The sequence below is a fragment of the Leifsonia sp. ALI-44-B genome, from assembly GCF_001984125.1.
Taxonomy (GTDB): Bacteria; Actinomycetota; Actinomycetes; order Actinomycetales; family Microbacteriaceae; genus Okibacterium.
On the sequence record NZ_MTQL01000007.1, the window covers coordinates 166,893 to 186,769 of the forward strand.

Annotated in this window: 24 protein-coding genes; 14 read left to right on the top strand and 10 right to left on the bottom strand. The window is 67.8% G+C overall.

What is annotated here, in order from left to right:
- The first annotated feature begins 127 nt into the window (after positions 1–127).
- Genes ALI44B_RS07735 through ALI44B_RS07745 form a run of 3 tightly spaced genes read left to right on the top strand, consistent with a single transcriptional unit; the run spans position 128 to position 2,939 of the window.
- Positions 128–1,060 carry a CPBP family intramembrane glutamic endopeptidase gene (locus ALI44B_RS07735; protein WP_077054174.1) on the top strand — a complete coding sequence of 311 codons (933 nt, stop codon included), beginning with the start codon at positions 128–130 and terminating at the stop codon, positions 1,058–1,060.
- Complete coding sequence (locus tag ALI44B_RS07740; protein WP_077054175.1) at positions 1,057–2,277, top strand: sensor histidine kinase; 1,221 nt, start codon at positions 1,057–1,059, stop codon at positions 2,275–2,277. Before ALI44B_RS07735 ends, ALI44B_RS07740 begins: the two co-directional genes overlap by 4 nt.
- Entirely contained in the window at positions 2,274–2,939 is a 666-nt protein-coding gene (locus ALI44B_RS07745) for a response regulator (RefSeq protein ID WP_077054176.1), read from the top strand. Before ALI44B_RS07740 ends, ALI44B_RS07745 begins: the two co-directional genes overlap by 4 nt.
- 37 nt (positions 2,940–2,976) lie before the next feature.
- Here the strand turns inward: ALI44B_RS07745 and ALI44B_RS07750 are convergent, their stop codons facing one another.
- Positions 2,977–4,098 carry a phosphotransferase family protein gene (locus ALI44B_RS07750; protein WP_083709738.1) on the bottom strand — a complete coding sequence of 374 codons (1,122 nt, stop codon included), beginning with the start codon at positions 4,096–4,098 and terminating at the stop codon, positions 2,977–2,979.
- A 120-nt stretch (positions 4,099–4,218) separates the two neighbouring features.
- Between ALI44B_RS07750 and ALI44B_RS07755 the strand changes: the two genes are divergently transcribed.
- The 4 genes from ALI44B_RS07755 (at position 4,219) to ALI44B_RS07770 (ending at position 7,419) form a co-directional block, all read left to right on the top strand.
- Entirely contained in the window at positions 4,219–5,331 is a 1,113-nt protein-coding gene (locus tag ALI44B_RS07755) for a hypothetical protein (protein ID WP_077054178.1), read from the top strand.
- Positions 5,332–5,489: 158 nt separating this feature from the next.
- Positions 5,490–6,248 carry a DeoR/GlpR family DNA-binding transcription regulator gene (locus ALI44B_RS07760; protein ID WP_077054179.1) on the top strand — a complete coding sequence of 253 codons (759 nt, stop codon included), beginning with the start codon at positions 5,490–5,492 and terminating at the stop codon, positions 6,246–6,248.
- 39 nt (positions 6,249–6,287) lie between these two features.
- Positions 6,288–7,019: an alpha/beta fold hydrolase gene (locus ALI44B_RS07765; RefSeq protein ID WP_077054180.1), complete on the top strand. Its 732-nt coding sequence runs from the start codon at positions 6,288–6,290 to the stop codon at positions 7,017–7,019.
- 61 nt (positions 7,020–7,080) lie between these two features.
- On the top strand, positions 7,081–7,419 hold the full coding sequence (locus ALI44B_RS07770) for a helix-turn-helix domain-containing protein (RefSeq protein WP_077054181.1): 339 nt from the start codon (positions 7,081–7,083) through the stop codon (positions 7,417–7,419).
- A 61-nt stretch (positions 7,420–7,480) separates the two neighbouring features.
- Here ALI44B_RS07770 and ALI44B_RS07775 read toward each other — a convergent pair whose 3' ends face one another.
- The 3 genes from ALI44B_RS07775 to ALI44B_RS07785 all read right to left on the bottom strand — a co-directional run bounded on the left by ALI44B_RS07775 (position 7,481) and on the right by ALI44B_RS07785 (position 9,258).
- Complete coding sequence (locus ALI44B_RS07775) at positions 7,481–7,819, bottom strand: sugar phosphate isomerase family (protein ID WP_238592160.1); 339 nt, start codon at positions 7,817–7,819, stop codon at positions 7,481–7,483.
- Entirely contained in the window at positions 7,816–8,103 is a 288-nt protein-coding gene (locus tag ALI44B_RS07780) for a type II toxin-antitoxin system Phd/YefM family antitoxin (RefSeq protein WP_077054182.1), read from the bottom strand. The genes ALI44B_RS07775 and ALI44B_RS07780 overlap by 4 nt, the downstream gene beginning before the upstream one ends.
- Before the next feature lie 333 nt (positions 8,104–8,436).
- The gene (locus ALI44B_RS07785) at positions 8,437–9,258 is read right to left on the bottom strand and encodes a sulfite exporter TauE/SafE family protein (RefSeq protein WP_077054183.1); all 822 of its coding nucleotides are present in this window, start codon (positions 9,256–9,258) and stop codon (positions 8,437–8,439) included.
- 78 nt (positions 9,259–9,336) lie between these two features.
- Here ALI44B_RS07785 and ALI44B_RS07790 point away from each other — a divergent pair, with 78 nt between their 5' ends.
- Positions 9,337–9,714 (top strand): ArsR/SmtB family transcription factor, encoded by a 378-nt coding sequence (locus tag ALI44B_RS07790; RefSeq protein WP_077054184.1) that lies wholly within the window; start codon positions 9,337–9,339, stop codon positions 9,712–9,714.
- Between the two features lie 17 nt (positions 9,715–9,731).
- Here the strand turns inward: ALI44B_RS07790 and ALI44B_RS16130 are convergent, their stop codons facing one another.
- Entirely contained in the window at positions 9,732–9,881 is a 150-nt protein-coding gene (locus ALI44B_RS16130; protein ID WP_179100235.1) for a hypothetical protein, read from the bottom strand.
- Between ALI44B_RS16130 and ALI44B_RS07795 the strand changes: the two genes are divergently transcribed.
- From ALI44B_RS07795 to ALI44B_RS07805, 3 genes are all read left to right on the top strand, one after another.
- The gene (locus ALI44B_RS07795) at positions 9,867–10,784 is read left to right on the top strand and encodes a cation diffusion facilitator family transporter (RefSeq protein ID WP_143459108.1); all 918 of its coding nucleotides are present in this window, start codon (positions 9,867–9,869) and stop codon (positions 10,782–10,784) included. The genes ALI44B_RS16130 and ALI44B_RS07795 overlap by 15 nt on opposite strands.
- 81 nt (positions 10,785–10,865) lie before the next feature.
- Positions 10,866–12,362 (top strand): DHA2 family efflux MFS transporter permease subunit, encoded by a 1,497-nt coding sequence (locus tag ALI44B_RS07800; protein WP_077054186.1) that lies wholly within the window; start codon positions 10,866–10,868, stop codon positions 12,360–12,362.
- A gap of 26 nt (positions 12,363–12,388) precedes the next feature.
- Positions 12,389–12,778: a MerR family transcriptional regulator gene (locus ALI44B_RS07805; RefSeq protein ID WP_077054187.1), complete on the top strand. Its 390-nt coding sequence runs from the start codon at positions 12,389–12,391 to the stop codon at positions 12,776–12,778.
- A gap of 78 nt (positions 12,779–12,856) precedes the next feature.
- On the opposite strand, the gene ALI44B_RS07810 is transcribed toward ALI44B_RS07805, so the two are convergent.
- From ALI44B_RS07810 to ALI44B_RS07830, 5 genes are all read right to left on the bottom strand, one after another.
- On the bottom strand, positions 12,857–13,357 hold the full coding sequence (locus ALI44B_RS07810; RefSeq protein ID WP_077054188.1) for a hypothetical protein: 501 nt from the start codon (positions 13,355–13,357) through the stop codon (positions 12,857–12,859).
- Complete coding sequence (locus ALI44B_RS07815) at positions 13,357–13,716, bottom strand: cupin domain-containing protein (RefSeq protein ID WP_238592161.1); 360 nt, start codon at positions 13,714–13,716, stop codon at positions 13,357–13,359. The genes ALI44B_RS07810 and ALI44B_RS07815 overlap by 1 nt, the downstream gene beginning before the upstream one ends.
- Before the next feature lie 70 nt (positions 13,717–13,786).
- Positions 13,787–14,227 carry a hypothetical protein gene (locus tag ALI44B_RS07820; protein ID WP_143459110.1) on the bottom strand — a complete coding sequence of 147 codons (441 nt, stop codon included), beginning with the start codon at positions 14,225–14,227 and terminating at the stop codon, positions 13,787–13,789.
- Positions 14,228–14,394: 167 nt separating this feature from the next.
- The gene (locus ALI44B_RS07825) at positions 14,395–15,498 is read right to left on the bottom strand and encodes an arsenic resistance protein (protein ID WP_238592162.1); all 1,104 of its coding nucleotides are present in this window, start codon (positions 15,496–15,498) and stop codon (positions 14,395–14,397) included.
- Positions 15,499–15,552: 54 nt separating this feature from the next.
- Complete coding sequence (locus ALI44B_RS07830) at positions 15,553–16,755, bottom strand: ROK family transcriptional regulator (RefSeq protein WP_077054191.1); 1,203 nt, start codon at positions 16,753–16,755, stop codon at positions 15,553–15,555.
- 163 nt (positions 16,756–16,918) lie between these two features.
- On the opposite strand from ALI44B_RS07830, the gene ALI44B_RS07835 reads away from it, so the two are divergent.
- The 3 genes from ALI44B_RS07835 to ALI44B_RS07845 all read left to right on the top strand — a co-directional run bounded on the left by ALI44B_RS07835 (position 16,919) and on the right by ALI44B_RS07845 (position 19,876).
- Positions 16,919–17,959, top strand: a complete 1,041-nt coding sequence (locus ALI44B_RS07835) for a substrate-binding domain-containing protein (protein WP_083709741.1) — start codon at positions 16,919–16,921, stop codon at positions 17,957–17,959.
- Between the two features lie 151 nt (positions 17,960–18,110).
- On the top strand, positions 18,111–19,091 hold the full coding sequence (locus ALI44B_RS07840; RefSeq protein ID WP_077054192.1) for an ABC transporter permease: 981 nt from the start codon (positions 18,111–18,113) through the stop codon (positions 19,089–19,091).
- Entirely contained in the window at positions 19,088–19,876 is a 789-nt protein-coding gene (locus ALI44B_RS07845; RefSeq protein WP_077054193.1) for an ATP-binding cassette domain-containing protein, read from the top strand. Before ALI44B_RS07840 ends, ALI44B_RS07845 begins: the two co-directional genes overlap by 4 nt.
- The last annotated feature ends 1 nt before the right edge of the window (position 19,877 follow it).

Sequence of the window (19,877 nt, forward strand, 5' to 3'; positions counted from 1 at the left end):
GCCCGCCTGCACCTTTCGGATGAGGTCTGAGAGTTCGACCGTTCGGACGTCGAGCCCGTGGCGGCGTCTTCCTAGTGTCGATAACGACCCAAATCTTCGATATCCGTCCCCTCGGAAGGAACCGCGCATGACCACCACAGAACGCCCCACCCCGAACCCGCCGGGCGGTATCGCCGGGCTGATCCGCCGGCATCCGCTCGTCTCGTTCTTCGTGCTCGCCCTAGGCCTCAGCTGGATCGCGTGGACGCCCTGGATCCTGTCGAACAACGGGCTCGGCGTGCTCGACTTCTCGTTCCCCAGCATCCTCGGCACGACGCAGTTCACGGGCATGCTGTTCGGCGCCTATCTCGGGCCGCTCGGCGCCGCCTTCATCGTCACATCGATTACGGGCGGCCGAGCAGGGCTCCGCGTGTGGGTCGGCCGGCTGCTGCGCTGGCGTGTGGCACCGCGGTGGTATCTGGTCGCGCTCTTCGCCGTGCCCGCCGCCGTGCTGCTGCTCGGAACCCTCGCCTCGGGCGGGCAGGTGCACGCGCCGAGCCTCCTCGCCGTGGGTCTCTACGTGCCCGCGCTGCTGTTGCAGATGCTCACGACGGGACTCGCCGAGGAGCCGGGCTGGCGCGACTTCGCCTTGCCGCCCCTGCAGGAGCGTTTCGGGCCGCTCGGGGCCGCCGCCATCCTGGGACCGCTGTGGGGCCTGTGGCACGTGCCGCTGTTCTTCACCGAATGGGGTTCGTGGCCCGCGGTCACGTGGCTCAACGTGGTCGAGTTCATCGCCTTCAGCGCGCTCTTCAACATCGTCATCATGTGGCTGTTCAACCGGTCGGGTCAGAGCCTGCCGATCGTCATGCTGTTCCACGTGAGCCTGAACAACACGGTTTCCGTGTTCTGGGCCGAGATGTTCCCCACCGTGGGCGGCGACCAGCTGCAGCACGTGCTGCTCGCCGGGGCGGCCGTGGCCGCGACCGTCACGATCATCCTCACGCGCGGCCGCCTGGGCCTGCCGCGCACGACGCCGGCCTTCGGGCACACGGCCGTCGAATCCGAGAAGATAGCGGTATGAGCCCATCGCCGCGTCGGCCGAGCGTCACGGATGTCCTCGTGGCGCTCGGCACGGGCGTCGCGACGGTTGCCGCCGTCGCGGCCGCACCCGAACTGCTCGCGCCCGACCATCTCGTCGTCGTCGACCCGGTCTCGTGGTGGGTGACGGGCGCGGCCCTCGTCCTGCAGGCCGTCGCACTGTGCTTCGCCCGCCCCTACCCGCGCTCGGTGCTGCTCGTGACGGCAGCCCTCGCCTTGCTCGTCGGAGTCTTCGCGCCGACGGGCATCGCCAACATCACCGATGCCGCCGTGCTCGTCGCGGTTGTGCGTGCCGCGCTCCTCGTGCCGGCCCGCGAGTTGCGCGTGCTGCTGCCGATCGCGGCCCTCTCCGTCGCCGTCGGGCAGGGCGGCGATATCGTCGGCTCGAGTGCGGTGCCCCTGCCGACCGTGATCGGCGCCGCCATTCTGCAGGCCATCGCGATCGTCGGACTGCCCTCCGTTGGCGTGCTCGCGGTCACGGCCCGCCGCGACGCCCAGCGCGCCCGCACCGGCGAGTCTGCAGCCATCCAGCGGGAACGCGACGCCCTCGTGCAGGCCGCCGTGGCCCAGGAACGCACCGGCATGGCTCGCGAACTGCACGACATCGCGGCGCACCACGTGTCGAGCATCGCGCTCATGTCGGCGGCCATCGAGCGACAGATCGACACCGACCCCGCGCTCGCGAAACGCCAGGTGCGGCAGGTGCGTGAGCAGAGTCGCGTGCTGCTCGACGACCTGCGCCGCCTCGTGGGCCTGCTGCGCCGGGATGCCGACGCCCCCGATGCCATCGAGACGCTGGAGACCATCCCCGCCCTCGTCGACACCGCCCGCTCGACCGGCCGCGAGGTCGACCTGCGTGTCTCGGGTGGCGGCGGCGACATCGGCCCGCTCGCGCAACTGGTCGCCTATCGCATGGTGCAAGAGGCGCTGGCCAACGCGGCCCGACATGCCCCGGATGCCGCCTGCGCTGTCGAGCTCGACGGCAGCGCATCCGACCTGTTCGTGGTGACCGTGCGCAACACCCCGCCCGCCTCGCCGGCCACGCCCACGCGCGAGGGTTTCGGCCTGCTTGGCATGCGCGAGCGAGCTGCCCTCGTCGGCGGCACCCTCGACGCCGGCGCCGACCCCGACGACGGCTGGACCGTGCGTCTCATCCTCCCCTCGGAGCCGCCCGCCGACTCCCGAAAGGACCCCGCATGATCCGAGTGCTCGTCGCCGACGATCAACCGCTGGCCCGCGCCGGGCTCGCCGCGCTGCTCGCCGCCGAACCCGATATCGACGTCGTCGCGACGGCCGCCGACGGCGACGAGGCGCTGGCGCTGGCCCTCGAATTGCGCCCCGACGTGGCCTGCCTCGACATCCGGATGCCGGGCCAGACGGGCATCGACGTCACGCGCTCGCTCACGGCGCTCACCGCCGACCATCCGGTGCCCGTGCTGATTCTGACGACCTTCGACATCGACGACTACGTGTTCAATGCACTGGAGGCCGGGGCATCCGGTTTTCTGTTGAAGGATGCCGAACCCGACGAGATCATCCGCGCCGTGCGGCACGTGGCAGCGGGAAACGGCACCCTCGACCTGGCCGTGACGCGGCGCGTGCTGCAAGAGTTCACGCGGCGCCGCACGCTGCAGGCCGTGTCGACGACGAGCGAGGCGGCCGGCCAGCTCACGCCGCGCGAACGAGAGATTCTGCAACTGCTGGCGCAGGGCATGTCGAACGACGAGATCGCTGCGGCGCTCACCGTCGAGGTAACGACCGTGAAGTCGCATCTGGCGCGCATCCTGCCGAAGTTGGGCGTGCGCTCGCGTTTGCAGGCGGTTGTGTGGGCGTATCAGAACAAGGTGGTGCTGCCGAAGTAGTGGGCCGGGCCTGACCGGGCCCCGTGGCTCGGCGACGTCATTCCGGCAGGCCCTCTCGAGCCCCTGTTCGGAGCGCTTCGAGGTTGAGCGAAATCCAGGCGGCGACGCGTTCGCGATGCGGTTCGACCCAATCACCCTCGTAGGCGCGCGGCACGGTCTCGATGAACATGATGAGGCCGAGGTAGATCGACCAGAGGCGAGCGCGGGCGATGGCCGCGGCGTCGGGCAGAAGGGGGCAGCCAGCCGTCTTCTCATAGGCGTTCACGAACGCGGCGTTGTCAGCCACCCAGGTCTCGACGTCCTCGAGCAGCGCGACGGAGGCGAGGTCGGCCGTCGGGTCGGCGACGAGCGCACGTTCGGCGTCGATGACGGCGGTGAAGTGGCCGCCCGAGACGAGCAGATTGCCCGGCCAGAGGTCGAAGTGGACGAGGGTCGGCTGGGTCACCTCGTCGAAGGCAGCCGCGAACAGGGCGAGTTCGTCGACCAGGGCGAGGGCATCGGATGTTTCGCTGCCCACACCGTCCCGCGCGGGGCCGCCGAAGCCGCCGAGGTCGACCCGCCAACGCTCGGCATCGGCGACCACGTTGCGGATGAGCTTGCCGAACGTTTCGCGCAGGCTCGACGATCTGGTCGACGCCCGAAACGGGTAGCCGAACAGCGAGAGCTCGTCGCGCTCGGACGCCCTCGCCGCCGTGCCGGCCAGATGCAAGCGCGCGAGGAGCGTCCCGTGCTCGGCGGGGCTCGGTCGCTCTGAGGCATGCTCGACCTCGCTGAGGGGAACGCCCGGTTCGTGCGAGAGGACGAGGGCCAGGACATCCGTGTTCGGCACTCGACCGGGCGGCGGGCCACCCAGGACCGTCTCGTCGCTCGTTTCGACCGCGGCGAACTCGCGATGCAGGACGCTCGGAACAGGAAGGCCCGCCGCCCCGAACGCGTCGAGGGCGAGCGCTTCCGTGGCGAGAAGGGCGCGCTCATAGGTCAGGGCCGTCGCGTCGTCGGGGGCACGTTTGGTCACCACCGACCGCGCCGGCTGGATCTCCGTGGCCGCCAGCCACACACGCTCGACGGCGTTCGCCGTGCCCGCCCCGAGGGCTTCGCTCCGGGCGACCCCACCGTGCGCCGCCAACCAATGCTCGACCGTTGCTTCGCCTGCCACCATGCCGACACACTAACGGGCTTGCTCAACCCGACGACCGGAACAGCGCCCGCCGTCCCGCCGCCGATCCGCGGATATTGTTGAGGGCGTCTCATTTCGCACGGATGCCCGAAAGGCCCTGGCATGTCCCTCGATCGTCCCGCCGGCGCATCCCCCTGGCGCGTGAGTGCGTTGCCGAAACCGCTCGACACGACCGCTCTGACCACTCCGCTCCCCCGGCAGGAACGCACGCGGCGCTGGCGCGAACTCGTCGCCGAGCAGCCCAAGATGCGCGACACCATCGGCCGCATGCGCCGACTCACGGCCACGATCGGCGCTCTGGGCGGCCTCGCCGGCGTGCCCCTGATGGGCCTCATCGCCATCCTGGCGTTCGGCGAGGGCGACGAGGAGGGCGCGCGGATCGCCATCGGTCTCGCATCGATGGTCGTCATGACGGCTCTGCTCGCCGTCGTCCTCGTGCGAGTGGCCGTGCGGGTCTGGGCGCGCCGCACGATGCGTCGGACACACATTCGCCTGGCGAACTTCGCTGAAGCCAACGGGTTCGACTACCTCGCCGGCCCCGTGGCCGCACAGCGGGAGATGCCGTGGCGCCGACGCGGTTCGCTCAACCTCCACCGCGTGCTGCGCAGCCGCGAGGAGCGCGGCATCGAGATCGCCGACTACGAGATCCAGGGCAACTCGCAGAACCTCGCCGCACAGTTCGGCGGATTCTGCGCGCTTCGGCTTCCCACTCCGCTGCCCCACATCATGTTGCGCGCGCGGGGCGGTCGCCGCCCGGGCATGAGCTCGGCGGGCGCCCCGCGCGACCTGCAGCACCTCAGCCTCGAGGGCGACTTCGACCGCCACTTCGCGCTGTTCTGCCCGCAAGGTTACGAAGCGGATGCCCTCTACCTCTTCACACCCGACGTCATGGCGCGTCTCATCGACCACGTCCGTGACCTCGACGTCGAGATCGTCGACGACTGGATGATCCTCTCGACTCCCCGTGACCTCGTCACGACCGACCCCGCCGACTGGGCCGCCATCGCAGCCGCTGTCGACGCCGTCGACGACCGCGTCGAGCGCTGGGCTTCCTGGCGCGAGACCCGTCCCGTCTCGGAGGCCGACGCGATAGCGGCCCGCGCGGTCGCCACCCCTGGCCGCCGCCTCAAAACGAGGCCCAGCGTCGACAACATCCTCATCTCCTGCTCCCTCGGCCTCTTCGCCGTTTGCGTCATCGTGGCGTTCTGGCGCTAGCCGCTGCGGATCAGCTGGAGTGTGGCTTGTCCCGCTGAATCACTCTGGCGCGGGCATGCGCTGTGGAACCTCCGCGCGGTGTGTCATTCTGTGGGGGATCACACGAACGGTCCCGGCCGTCGACACCGCGCCCCGCGCATCCGCTGCAGAGGAAGAACATGGCCACCACAGGAACGCTCGGCGCCGAAGAACGTCGAGCCCACCTCACGGCGATCCTCGAACGTGACGGGCAGATCCGGCTGGAGGCCGCGGCATCCGAGCTGGATGTCTCGGCCATGACGGTCCGGCGCGACCTCGCCGATCTCGAGGCCCTCGGGCTCCTGCGCCGCGTGCGGGGAGGCGCGATTCCGACGCTGCAGCCGCGCACGTTCCGCGAGCGCACCGCTACCGGGGCACGCGAGAAGGCGCTCATCGTCGAGAAGGCCCGCACTCTGCTGCCGAGCGACGGCGCCATAGCCATCGACGCGTCCACGACGGCGGGCGGCATGGGGCGACGACTCGAGAACGGGCCACTCACGGTGGCGACGAACTCCTATGACAACTTCCTCACGGCGCGGCAGAACCCGGATGTCACGGCCATCCTGGTCGGCGGCACGGCCGAGGTGCGCACCGACAGCTTCGTCGGGCCCATCGCCTGTCAGGCCGCGGCATCCGTTCTCTATCGCCGGTTCTTCCTCTCGTCGGCTGCGGTCGACCCCGAGCTCGGCACCTCAGAGGTCACGCTGGAGGAAGCGCAGGTCAAGCAGGCGTTCGCCCGGGCCAGCGACGAGACAGTGCTGCTCGTCGCCTCGTCAAAGCTCGGCCAGCGCGCCTTGGCGGTCGGGTTCGGCCTGGATGACATCGACCTGCTCGTCACCGAACTCGACCCGTCCGACCCGTTGCTCGACCCCTACCGCGGGCGCGTCGAACTCCTGTGAACCCGGCCGGCTCCACAGCCGCCGCGACATAATGGCCCCATGCACCTGACCACCTCGACCACGGGCACAGGCCCTCGCCACGTCGCCCTCGTGCACGGCCTCGGCGGCAACGGCGCCACGTGGGCACCCCTGATCGAGCGGATGACCGCGACCGGCCGGTACACCGTGACGACCGTCGATCTGCGCGGCCACGGCAGCAGCGATCGCGCCCCCAGTTACGCCCTCGACGAGCTGGCCGACGACCTGGTCGAGAACCTGCCGCACGGCCTCGACAGCGTGGTCGGGCATTCGCTCGGCGGCTCGGTGCTCGTGCGCGCGGTCGGCCGGCTCGCCCCCGCGCGGGCCATCTACCTCGACCCCGGTTTTCACCTCACGCTGCCGACGACCGGTCTGCGCGGCCGTCTCTTCTGGGCCGCGCCGCTCGTGACGCTCGGCTTCGCGCAGCTGCGACAGTCCCGCCAGAGTGCCGCCGCGAAGGCCCTCTACAAACCCGCCGTGCGGGAATCGATCGCCCGGGCCCAGCGTGAGTTCGACCGGGGCATGGCGATCGGGGTGTTCCGGGATGTCGCGTTCCACCCCCTCGCGCCCGCCGCACCCGAGGTTCCCTCGACGATCGTGCTGTCGGATGACTCCCCCGCCGTCCTGCCCGACACACTCGCCGCCGAGCTCGAAGGCCTGGGCTGGGACATCCGCCGCCTGCCCCGCGTGCACCACGACATGCAGCTCGAAAACCCGGATGGCACGTTCCAGATGATCGAGGACGTGCTCTGATCTGAGCCGCTCGGACGGCTTCGACAGCGGCCCCGCGCCCGGCCTCGGCTACCCTGGGCAGATGGACACCAACGCTCTCCGGCACTTTCTCGCGGTCGCCGACGAGGGCGACTGGTCACGCGCCGCCAACGCCGAACACGTTTCGCGAGCAACCATCCAGGCCTCTGTCGCGTCCCTCGAGGCCGAGCTCGACGAGAAACTCGTCGTCGAGGACGAGAACGGCGCCCTGACTCTCACCGCCCCCGCGCTCGCTTTCCGCGGCCCGGCCCGCGCCCGCGTTGCGGCAGCCCCGGCACCCACACCGAAGGCTGGCGGCAAGGCCAAGGCCTCGAAGGGCCGCGGTCGCGCCCCCATCGTCAAGGGCCAGCCCAAGCCCTACCCTAAGCGCCAGGGCCGCTAGCTTTCAGCGCTCCGCTTGCCTCACGCCAAGCGCCTCGCCCAGAACCGCCCGGACCGATCGCTCACGAACGCTCGAGATTGTTCACCGCTCGGATGTAGGCGTCCAAGCTGTAGCGCTCACCCGTTGACACGGCTTCGACAGTGATCGCGTCGACCTCGGTGGGGAGCAGCCGATAAACCAAGCGATAGTTCGGCCGAGGGTGGTCCGGGCGCTCATCGAAGTAGACCTTTCGGCAATCGCTGAGATCGCCGATGCCCACCCGCTTGTCGAGCGGCCTGCCCTGCAGACGCCCGTCCGCAATATGTGAGAGAAGCTCGAGTACGACGAGCTGGAGTTTCCGGGTGGGCAGCTTGTGCAGGTCGGCTTCGAATCCTCGAAGCGCCCGAAGCCCCAGCCTCACTCGCCAGGAACCTGCAGGCCGAGACGGGCGGCGATGTCGGCGAGAGGCTCACTGTCGCCCGCGTCGATGCGGGCGCGAGCGGTGCGAGCAATCTCGAGGTCTTCGAGCAGAGGAAGCATCTCGCGGTAGAGGCCATACGGGATGACAACAGCTTCGGGTTTACGGTGCGATCCGAAAATCAGCGGCTGAGCATTATCGCTTGCCCGAAACGAGTCGACGGTCTTGCCGAGCAGCTCGCGCGCCTCACGGCTTGTGTGCACGGTCGGCGGCTCGAGAAGGGACATGGGCCCACTATACCGCGCATGCGTCACCAAATGTGTACACGAATGTGCCTCATCTCTTGAGCCCGTCCGAGATTGCCTGCACGGTGGGTGCGTGTTGAGGCAAACGCGAGCAAGCCGGTTAACGCAGCGCCACATCACATCTGCATCACGGATCCCTCAGCTCGGCCACCCGCTCCTCAACGCCTGTTGAAGACCACTACAGTGTGAGAGATGCGAAGACTCTGAGGAGAACTCGCTCTGTGGCGCTGGCCTCCAAGTTATTGGGGTTCGGGGGCGTCTACGAGTGGTGGGGTGTTCCCGGGAAGGCGTGCCCCGCCGCTCTACTCCCTCGCGCTACAGCGAGGTGAACTGCACCACGGTGTCCCACGCGAGCTTGACGATGAGCAGCGACAGAACGACGAGGAAAACCCGGCGCACGAAGCCGCTTCCGTTGCGCGTCGCCATCCGCGCGCCGATGAAGCCGCCAGCCATATTTAGTGCGGCCATTGCGATACCCAGGGCGAGCAGGATCTCGCCGTGCGTCCCATAGACAGCGAGGGCGGCGAGGTTCGTGGTCAGGTTGGCGATCTTGGCGTTGACGCTGGCCTGCAGAAAGCCGTAGCCGAGCACGGCGACGAGCAGGATGACGAAGAACGATCCGGTTCCCGGCCCGAGCAAGCCGTCATAGAAGCCCACCAGCATGCCGATGGCCGCGGAACGCCACGCGATGGACGCGGCGGCCGTGTGTTTCGGCTCGTGATGCAGGCCCATCTTCGGCTTGAGCAGCGTATAGATGGCGACGGCGACCACGGCCACGAGCACCACGGGCGTCAACACCTCGCGCGGAACGAAGCGCGACAAAGATGCCCCGACGGCCGAACCGGCGAACGCGCCGACGATCAGCGGAATCAGGAGCGGCAACTGCACGCGCACCCGCCTCAAGTACACCCAGCTCGCCGACAGCGTTCCGAAAAATGACGAGAGCTTATTGGTGCCGAGCACATACGGCGTCGGGATGTCGGCGGGCACGGCAATCACGAGGGCCGGCAGTTGAATCAACCCACCGCCCCCGACCACGGCATCCACCCACCCGGCGAGGCCGGCCGCGATCAGCAGAAAAGCGAGAGCCGCCGCTGAAACGGGAAGCCATTCGGCGAGCGCAGGACCATCGAACACGTTCCATTCTCTCCCTTTCGGGCACTCGCCGCTTTCACGCACTCAGGCACATCCGCGCCCGAGTGATACTATCTGCGTATGGATGCAGATAAGCAGGTTTGTGGGCGCAATCCCGACAGTCAATTCGTCGAGCTCGCAGTCGAGGTCTTCGCGATGCTCGCCGACGCGACGCGAGTGCGCATGATCCTCGCTCTCCGCGACGGCGAACGATCGGTGAACGAGCTCGCCGAGATCGTCGGGAAGACGCCAGCATCCGTGTCGCAGCATCTGGCAAAACTGCGCCTGGCGCGTTTCGTGGCCACTCGTCAGGACGGCACACGCGTGATCTATCGCCTCGAGAACGAGCACGCGAGCCAGCTCGTCTCCGACGCCATCTTCCAAGCCGAGCACTCGCTCGGCGGCACGCCCCGTCACCACCACGCCGACGCTTCGCCCGAAAGTGAGACACTCGCGTGACCGAGCGCTCGCATCACTCACACGGGCACGACGTGGATGCTCACGAGCACGGGGACGGCTCGAGCGAGGGTGGCCACGGCCACGATCACGGCCCATCCGGGCACACGCATGCGCATCCGACCGGAGTGAAGGGCATCCTCGCCGGCGTCTTCATGCCACACAGCCATGACGCCGCCGACTCCATCGACGATGCACTCGAGGCGAGCACCCAGGGCATCCGCGCGTTGAAAATCAGCTTGTTCATCCTGCTCGGCACGACCGTGTTGCAGCTGGCCGTCGTGTTCATCTCGGGTTCGGTGGCGCTGTTCGCCGACACCATCCACAATTTTTCTGACGCCCTCACGGCCATCCCGTTGTGGGTGGCGTTTATTCTCGGGCGTCGGGCCGCGAGCCGCCGGTATACCTACGGCTACGGTCGCGCAGAAGACCTGGCCGGGTTATTCATCATCGCTGTCGTCGCACTCTCAGCGGTCGTGGCGGCGTGGCAATCGATCGAGCGGCTCATCAACCCGCAGCCCCTGCAGAACCTCTGGTGGGTGGTCGCGGCCGGCGTGATCGGCTTTGCGGGCAACGAGGCCGTCGCCATCTACCGCATCCGCGTGGGCCAGCGCATCGGATCGGCCGCGCTCGTTGCCGACGGGGTGCACGCCCGCACCGACGGTTTCACCTCACTCGCCGTCGTCGTCGGAGCCGTCGGCGTGATGCTGGGCTTCCCCCTCGCCGACCCCATCATCGGCTTGATCATCTCGGCGGCCATCATGGTTCTGCTCTGGGGCACCGTCAAAAGCCTCGGCCGCCGGCTCATGGATGGCATCGAACCCGAACTCGTCGAGAACGCGCAGCGAGCCCTCGACGAGACGCCCGGCGTTCTCGCGGCTCACAGCGTGCAACTGCGCTGGGTGGGCCACAGGCTCCAAGGGGCGGCGACCATCGTCGTGCCTGACGCACCACTTTCCCGCACCGAGATCGTCGTCGACGACGCTCGACACCACCTCCGGCATGCGCTCCCCAACCTGGACGCCATGACCATCAGTGCGACCACCGACAGGGAACCCCTTCCGCGACCGTGAGGATCCACGGCGAGGGAGTGCCCGACGAGGCGCCCTAGCCAATTTGACATTGACATTAGTGTCAATGTTGACGATGGAGGGATGACCTCTTCACCACGCACCCGCGAGCCCCTGGCGACGGCAGATCGATTGGGCCCCGGAGACGCCCTCGTGATCAGCCTCCTCATGGCGTCGACATTCCTCGTCCTCCTCAACGAGATGCTTCTGGGCGTCGCCCTGCCCACACTCATCGCCGACCTCGACATCACCCCATCGGCGGGTCAGTGGTTGACGACCGGATATTTGCTCACCTTGGCCGTGCTGATCCCGGCAACCGGCTTCATCATGCGGCGCTTTCACCTGCGGGCGATCTTCTTGACCGCGCTCTCGGTCTTCATCCTCGGAACGGTGATTGCCGCAGCAGCTCCCGGGTTCGAAGTTCTCCTGACCGGCCGAATCATCCAGGCGGTCGGCACAGCAGTCTTCGTGCCCCTGCTCATGACCACGGCCATTCGATTGATCCCAGAAGCTCGGCGAGGCCGCGTGATGGCACTGGTGACCGCGGTTCCGGCCATTGCCCCCGCCGTCGGACCCGCCGTGTCGGGCCTGATCTTGACCTATCTGCCCTGGCGGTTCCTGTTCATCCTGGTTCTCCCCCTCGCCGTGATCGCCCTGATCGCAGGGGCCCTGAAGCTCCGAAACATCGCGACGCCCGAGCACGCGTCGCTCGACCTGTTGTCGCTGGCATTGTCGGCCATCGGTTTCGGCGCGCTCGTTCTCGGCCTGTCTCTCATCGGCGAGTCCACGTCGGGTCACGCCCCGCTGCCGCCGGTGATCCCCATCCTGATCGGCACGATCGGTGTGGCCGCATTCGTGTGGCGTCAGGTAGCGCTCCGTCGGCACGGCGACCCGTTCCTCGACATGCGCATTTTCCAGAGCCGAACGTTCACCGTCGCCATCCTCGTCATGCTCTTCGTCGCCATGAACGGCTTCGGGGTGGCGCTCGTCCTCCCGTTCATCCTGACCGGCGCGCTCGGGCTCGATACTCTCGCCATCGGACTCTTCCTCCTCCCCGGAGGCGTGATCATATCGGCGGTTTCTGCGCTGGGCGGTCGCGTGTACGACCGGTGGGGCCCTCTGCCCCTCGCCATCCCCGGTGCTGTGATCTGGGCGGCGAGCATCTGGTTCCTCAGCACCCTGAACGGCGACAGCAGCGTCTGGGTGTACCTGGCCGGCTACCTGGTGATGACGGCAGGTCAGGCGATGATTTGGGCGCCGGTCACGACTCTGGCCCTATCGTCGCTCCGCTCCGATCTCTACCCGCACGGGAGCGCCGCGTTCTCCACGGTGCAGCAACTGGCGGGTGCCGCGGGCGGCGCAATCCTCATCTCGGCCTACACGATCGGCTCTCATGCGGCCGATGCGAGCAGGTTGACCGTCGCCGAGACCGTTTCGGCGGGCCACACGGCCCTCGTCACCGCGGGGATCATCGCCATCCTCGGCCTCATCGGCACACTGTTCATCGGTCGGCGCCGACCGGCTGAGACGGCGAAGGCGGGAGAGTCCGCCCCCGAGGAAACTACGTTGACAATAATGTGAGGGTCAACAACAGAGGAAGGAAGAGCATGCGCATCGGAGAGCTTGCGAAGAAGACGGGCGTGCCGCCGCGCATGCTCCGCTACTACGAAGAACAGGGTCTGATCGCACCCGACCGACTCGACAACGGGTACCGGGATTACGCGGACTACCTGGTCGACCGCGTGAACAAGATCAGGGGCCTGGCCGACACGGGCATCCCCTCGCGCATCATCCTCGACATCCTGCCCTGCCTTGACCAGCCGCAAACGATCGTGGTGCGCAATCCGGAACCCGGCCTGCTCGACCTCTTGTCCGACGAACGCGACCGGATGTCGCAGAAGATCGAATTCCTCATCAAGAACCGCGACGCTCTCTCGCAATACGTCGATGCCCTCGAGATCGCGCTGTCCGAATCGCGGCTCGCCAGCGCGAGCTAGACCGACTCCCCGCGCCCTCCGCGGTTTCGGACCCCCGGCTGGTCTCGCAACACGCTTCAGCGAGCCACCGGCCGAAAATCACTGGGCGCTGCACGGGCCCGAGGCGGACAGGATGATGACCGGTCCGCCCTCGGGCGTGGTCGCGAACTCGCCCAGACGCATGTAGTAGTCGTCCGAGAAGAAGGCGACCGCTGTCGTTGCATCCGACGAACCGTCGGCAGCGACCTTCTTCTCGACGCGCCATCCGTCACGATCGGCATACATGGCGGCCGCGTCATCCAACCAGGCACTGCGATCGAAATCCTCGGGAACATGGACGCTCAGGACGCCATCGAACTGAACGACATCCTCACTTTCGCAGTGGATGAGCGTGTAGTCCTCCGTGGCCGTCGAGAGATAAGTGGCGGGCAACGTCTCGGCCATTTCGCTCCGCAATTCGAGGGCTTCCGCCTTCGTGGATTCGAGACTGGGCGCGCTCTGGAAGATTCCGCAGCCCGCGAGCCCGAGCACGACGGCGGCACCGATCGCCCCGGCAGCTGCTCGACGCAGGATGCCGGCCCCCTCATCAATCGGTCGCATCAGCGAAAATCACCCACCTGGCGCTCGAGCGGCACGGTGCGCTCGACCACGACGTCGCCGGTGTGGGCGGTGGTGACGGTCTCGATCAGGACGATCTCGACCTCCTCTTCGGCGACGGGGTTATGCTGCACGCCGCGCGGGACGACGTAGAACTGTCCGGGCGTGAGGACGACCTCCTGATCGTCGGGGAGCTGGATGCGGAGGCGGCCCGATACGACGAGGAACATTTCATCCTCTGCCTCGTGGGCATGCCACACCAGCTCACCCAGCAGCTTCGCGACCTTCACGTATTGGTCGTTCACACGGCCGACCACCCGTGGCGTCCAGTGCGCATGAACCTCTCGCAGTTCGGCAGCCACGTCTATCCCAGAAAGAGCAGTCATAGAGTCATTATCGGCCGTCATCGTTGCCGGAATGGCATTAGCGGATTCAGAGATAACTGCAGGGGCCCGAGACGGACAAGACCATGACCGGCCCCCCTTCGGAGGTGTCCGCGACTCCGTCGACGCGCAAGTAGTAGCCGCCTTCCGAGGCGAAGGCGACTCCCGAGGTCGCATCGGAAGATCCGTCAGCAGCGACCTTCTTCTCAACCCGCCAACCGGGGCGATCCTCGTACATCGCGGCCGCCTCATCCAACCACGCCGTGCGATCGAAATCTTCGGCGACGCTGACGATCAGGACGCCATCGAACTGGGCAGTGTCACTCCCGTCACAAGGGAGGATGTGGTCCTTCACCGTTCCTGCCGCCACATCGGCTGCGGGCAGCATCTCTTCGAATTCACTGCGTAGCTCGAGGGCATCCGCTTTCGTGGATTCGAAACTCGGGCCTTGCGGGACTACTCCGCAACCCGCGGCCGTGAGTACGAGCACGACTCCTCCCAGGCCCAGAGCCGCGGGACGGAGGACGCCGCCGCTCACTCGACCCGCCGCCCGCCGTCGTGGCAGGAGGACTCGGTCGGTCAGGGATCGTTGCCGGAAAGAGGTTCGGGTATCGGTCACTCGGTCACCCTGTCACACCCACGGTCAGCGCTCCAGCGTCATCCGCCGTGCGTGTCCCGATCCCGGCTCGGCGGCTCGACCTGGCGCGCCCGCACCAGGCGCGGCACGAGGCGCACGAGCACGACCATGGCGATGAGTTCGACGAGGGTCTGCGTGACCACGGCGAGCGGGGCGAGATCGAACGCGGCGGGAAGCGCCAGCGCCAGCGGGAGGACGACGAGCGAATTGCGGGTGACCCCGCTGAACGTGAGGGCGCGGGCCGAGGGGACGTCGAGTCGGGCGAGACGGGCGGCCAGGCATCCGAGCGGCGCCATCACCACGACGAACGCGGCGTAGAGCGGGATGAGCCCGGCGAGCCGACCCAGGTTGGCCGCGACCGGCCCGATCTGCGACGCCACCACCACGAAGAGCGTGAGCATCATGAGCGGCACCATCGCCGCCTCGAAAACCGAGAGGATGCCGCGAGCGAACGTTTGCGAAGGACGAGGGGCGCCGATGCTCACGACCGCTGCGGCGGACGCGCTGACCGACGCATCCGCCGATCTCGCCGTGTCGACAGCACCCGTCTGGACACTCACGCTCTCCCCCGACCCCGCAAGCCACTGCACGATCGCGGCGACGATCAGCGGCACCACGATGAGCCACACGAACGCCTCGACGAACGGCCCCGGCTCGATGACCGACACCGCCTCGGGCCCCGCGAAGGCCAGCAGGTAGAGCGGCAGAAGCAACAACTGCGCGAGCACGAGCAACGGCGCCGCGGCCAACAGACGATCGGATGCCCCGCCCGCCAGCCCGGCGAACACGATCACATAATCCACACACGGCGTCAGAAGCACCAGCAGCACCCCGACGAGCAGCGCATCATCAGAAGCGACGAACCGGCTGAGCCCGAACACGACCCCGGGCACGACGACGAAGTTCAGCACGCCGAGCACCGAGACGAAGCGGATGTCGCGGGCGGCGCGCCCCAGCATCCGAAACGGCACGGCGAGGAAGGTCGCGAGAAGCAGCAGCGCGAGAACCGGTGTGACGAGGACATCCAGCGCGCGGGCGGCCGGCACGAGCAGCCCGACCACCACGGCGGCAACGATCGCTGCGAGGTAGAGCAGCACCTGATGTCGCGAAAGCCAGAGGGTCACCCGTTCATCATCGCCCAACCCGCGCACCACAACCGACGGCCTTGGGCAGCATGCTCAGGAGACGGTCGCGGCCTCGATGTCGAGCGGGCGGCCGGCGATGCGTTCGAGCAGGTCGTCGATGTGGTCGGCCGCGAAGATGCGGTCGGCCGTGATGAGCGCGAGGCCGACGACGCCGCCGAATTCGCCCAGGTGCGACACGGCGACGGTCAGGTTGCGCGTGGCGAGCGGCATCGAGCGCTGATAGACGCGCTCGCGCACACCCGACAGCAGGATCTCGCCGCACTCCGACAGCTGCCCCGACACCACGATCGATTCGGGGTTGAGGATGCTGACGAGGTCGGCAACGGCGTCACCGAGAACGCGCCCGGCCCGGCGCATGAGGCGCACCGCGTCGAGGTTGCCCTGTTTGACCAGCGACACGACGCCCGCCACGTCGTCGACCTCGACCCCCGCGGCGTGCAGGTCGCGGATGAGCGCCCAGCCCCCCGCATACGCCTCGACGCAGCCCACGTTGCCGCAGCGGCACGGCAGCTGCTCGGAGGACTCCGCAATGGCGGCACGTGTATGGCCGATATCCCCCGCCGCCCCCTCGCTGCCGCGGATGATCTGGCCGTTGAAGACGAGACCCGAGCCGATGCCCGTGCCCACCTTCAGGCTGATGAGGTTGTCGTGGTGGTGCGGCCGCGCTTCGGCGACGGCGCGCGAGTTGGCGTCGTTCTCGACGATGACGGGCACGCCATAGCCCGAGAACCACCCGGCGATGTCGAAGCCATCCCACCCCGTCATGATGGGCGGGTTGACCACGCGCCCGGCGGCGAATTCGACGGGTCCCGGCACGGCGATGCCGACGCCCCAGACCTCGGCTGGCGCCCGTGTGGCCGGGTCGATCAGCAGCTCGGCGAGCGCAGCATCGACCTCGCCCAGCACGCGTTCGGGGCCGTCCCACACGTTCACCGTGACGCGCGTGTGCCGCAGGGGTTCGCCCCCGAGATCGCAGACGGCGACGACGAGACCGGTCGCCCCGATATCCGCTGTGGCGATGACGGCGCGGTCGCGGTTGAGCACGAAACGGCTGGATGGCCGCCCCCCGGTCGACTCCCCACCCTCCATCGCCGCGATCAGCCCGGCTTCGTGCAGGGCGCCCAGGCGGTGGTTGACGGTCGAGCGCGACAGCCCGGACGTCTCGATGACGTCGACCCGGCTGAGTTCACCGTGCTCGCGAAAGAGCGCCAGTATCTCGCCGATATGGGTTCGCATGTCTTTCACTTTACGCAGAGCTCCGTCGCTGTCCGTGGCCGTCTTTTCCCAGACTAACGGCAACATCGTTAAGTTAGGCAACTTTTGTGTTGCAAAAACTCAAAAGTGAGCGTAGTTTCTCTCAGGAAGGCACACAGTAGTGCTCCTATCCCCAAGGATGACAATGTTCAGCAAAGACGCAACATGGCTCAGGACCGCCCGCATCGCCGTCCCCCTCGGCGTAGCGGCGCTCGTGCTCACCGGCTGCTCGGGTGGCGGGGCCACCGGCGGCGACGGAACCTCCTCGACCAAGGTCGCGGCCGTGATCAAGGGCCTCGACAACCCCTTCTTCCAGTACATGGAGACCGGCATCAACGACACCGCCAAGAGCGATGACGTCAGCGTGCAGGTGCAGGCGGCCGCCGACATCGGCGACACCACGGGTCAGGCCGACAAGCTCACGGCCCTCGTCGGCCAGGACTTCGGCTGCTACATCGTGAACCCCATCTCGGGCACCAACCTCGTGCAGGCGCTCAGCCAGGTTTCGACGGCCGGCAAGACCATCGTCAACATCGACCAGCCCATCGACGCGGATGCCGCCAAGACCGCGAACCTCGACATCGCCACCTACATCGGCACCGACAACGAGGCCGCTGGCGGCAAGGCCGGCGACTTCGTACTCGGACAGATCGACCCCGGTTCAGAGGTCGCCATCATCGGCGGCATCGCGGGAGACGTGACGAGCGCCGCACGCATCGACGGCTTCAAGGCCGCGGTCGGCAGTGACGTCGACGTCATCCAGGAAACCGCCGCCGACTGGAAGCGCGAGATGGCCCTCACGCAGGCCACCGACATCATCGCCGCCAACCCCGACGTCAAGGCGTTCTTCGCCGCGAACGACGACATGGGCCTCGGCATCGTCAAGGCCGTCGAGAACGCCGGCAAGACCGGTGAGATCACGGTCGTGAGCGTCGACGGCAACGAAGACGCGCTTGAATCGGTCAAGGCCGGCGGGCTCTCGGCCACGGTCGCCCAGTACCCCTTCGCTGTCGGACAGCTCGGCGTGCAGGCCTGCGAGGTCGCGACATCCGGTGGCGACTTGCCGAAGAACATCGAGTCCCCCACGGCGCTCGTCACCTCGGCCGAAGCCGACCAGGCGCTCGACGCGTTCCCGCAGCCCTTCGCGCCCTTCGAGAACCCGCTCGAGGACCTGCTCAAGAAGTAACCGATCGCGTGTCGCGGGCCCTCCCCCGGCCCGCGGCACGTGGGGCAGCCCACCATCCGCTGCCCGCTGCCTGCTGCCTGCTTCCCGCTGCCCTCGACGGGCTCACCGACTCATCGACATCGCCCGAGTTAGAACGGAACCCCCACTCCCCATGAGTACAACAACCGAAGCCCGACCCGGAAGGATGCAGGCGGTCGCCGCGCAGACCCGCCAGCTGAGCTTCTGGGCCGAGAACGCGGCACCCATCGGGCTCGTCGCCCTGGTGATCGTGTTCTCGATCCTCAGCCCCACCTTCCTCACCCTCGGCAACATCCGCGCCATGCTCGTTGCCGCCGCGATCCTCGTGATCCTGGCGATCGGTCAGGCATTCGTCATCACGACGGGCGGCATCGACCTGTCCATCTCGGCCACCATGACGCTCGGCGCCATCGGCTTCGGCCTGGCGTTCAGCAACGGGTTCGGGTTCTGGGCATCGGCGCTCGTCGCCATCCTCTCGGCCATGCTGATCGGCCTGATCAACGGGTTGCTGATCGCCAAGGGGAAGGTGACGGACTTCATCGCCACGCTCGGAACCCTGTCGGTCGCGACGGGCCTCGCGCTCATCATCTCGAACGGCAAGCCCATCAACGTGAACAGCCCCGAACTGCTGACGCTCACGTCGGGGTCGCTCGGAATCTTCGGGTACCCGATCATCCTCGCCGCCATCGTGGCCGCCGCCGCGTGGTTCGTCATGTTCCGCACGCGTTTCGGTCTGCACGTGCAGGCCGTCGGCGGCAGCGAAGAGAGCGCCGTGGCCAACGGCATCAGCGCCACCAAGGTGCGCCTCGCCGTCTACCTGATCGCCGCGGGCCTGGCCGGTCTCGCCGCCCTGCTGCTCGTCGCGCGCGTCGGTGCCGCCGAGCCCGCCATCAACACGCAGTTCCTGCTCAACTCGATCGCGGCCGTCGTGCTCGGCGGCGTCAGCCTCACGGGCGGCAAGGCCAAGATCGTCGGACCCGTGATCGGCGCCCTGCTGCTCACGGCCCTCACCAACGGATTGACGCTGCTCGGCGTCTCGCAGTTCTACCAGCCGCTCGCCGTCGGACTCGTCGTAGTTCTGGCCGCCCTACTCACGAGGTTCCAGAAGAAATGACCAACACTCAGCCTTCTCCGCACACGGGCACGACCCCGGCGGGCGATTTCATCCTCACCGCGACCGACATCAAGAAGTCGTTCGGCGGCGTGCACGCCCTGAAGGGCGCGTCGATGACCATGCGTCGCGGCGAGATCACGGCCCTCATCGGCGACAACGGTGCCGGCAAGAGCACCATGGTTCGCTCGCTGTCGGGCATTCACAAACCCGATTCGGGCGAGATCACGCTCGACGGCAAGATCGTGTCGTTCGACAACCCGAACGCCGCCCGCAACCACGGCATCGAGACCGTGCAGCAGAACCTGGCGCTCGTCGAAGACCTCACGGTGTGGCAGAACTTCTTCCTCGGCCGCGAGAAGACACACGGCTTCGGCCCGTTCCGCACGCTCGACCGCCGCGTCATGCGCTCGACCGCCGAGGGCATGCTGAAGGATCTGGCCGTCAACGTGCCGCCCGTCTCGAGCAAGGTGCGCCGCCTCTCGGGCGGTCAGCGCCAGGCCGTGGCCATCGCGCGCGCCGCCGGCTGGGGTTCGAAGATCGTCATCATGGACGAGCCGACCGCCGCCCTGGGCGTGCAAGAGACCGCGCGCGTGGAGGGTGTCATCAACACACTGCGCGACTCGGGCGTGGCAGTGTTGCTCATCAGCCACAACTTCGACCAGGTGATGCGGCTTTCTGACCACATCTGGGTCATGCGCGCGGGCACCGCCGTGGCCGAGCGCCGCACGAGCGAGACGAACGGCGCCGAGCTCGTGGCGCTGATCACCGGCGCGAAGGCGTCCTGAG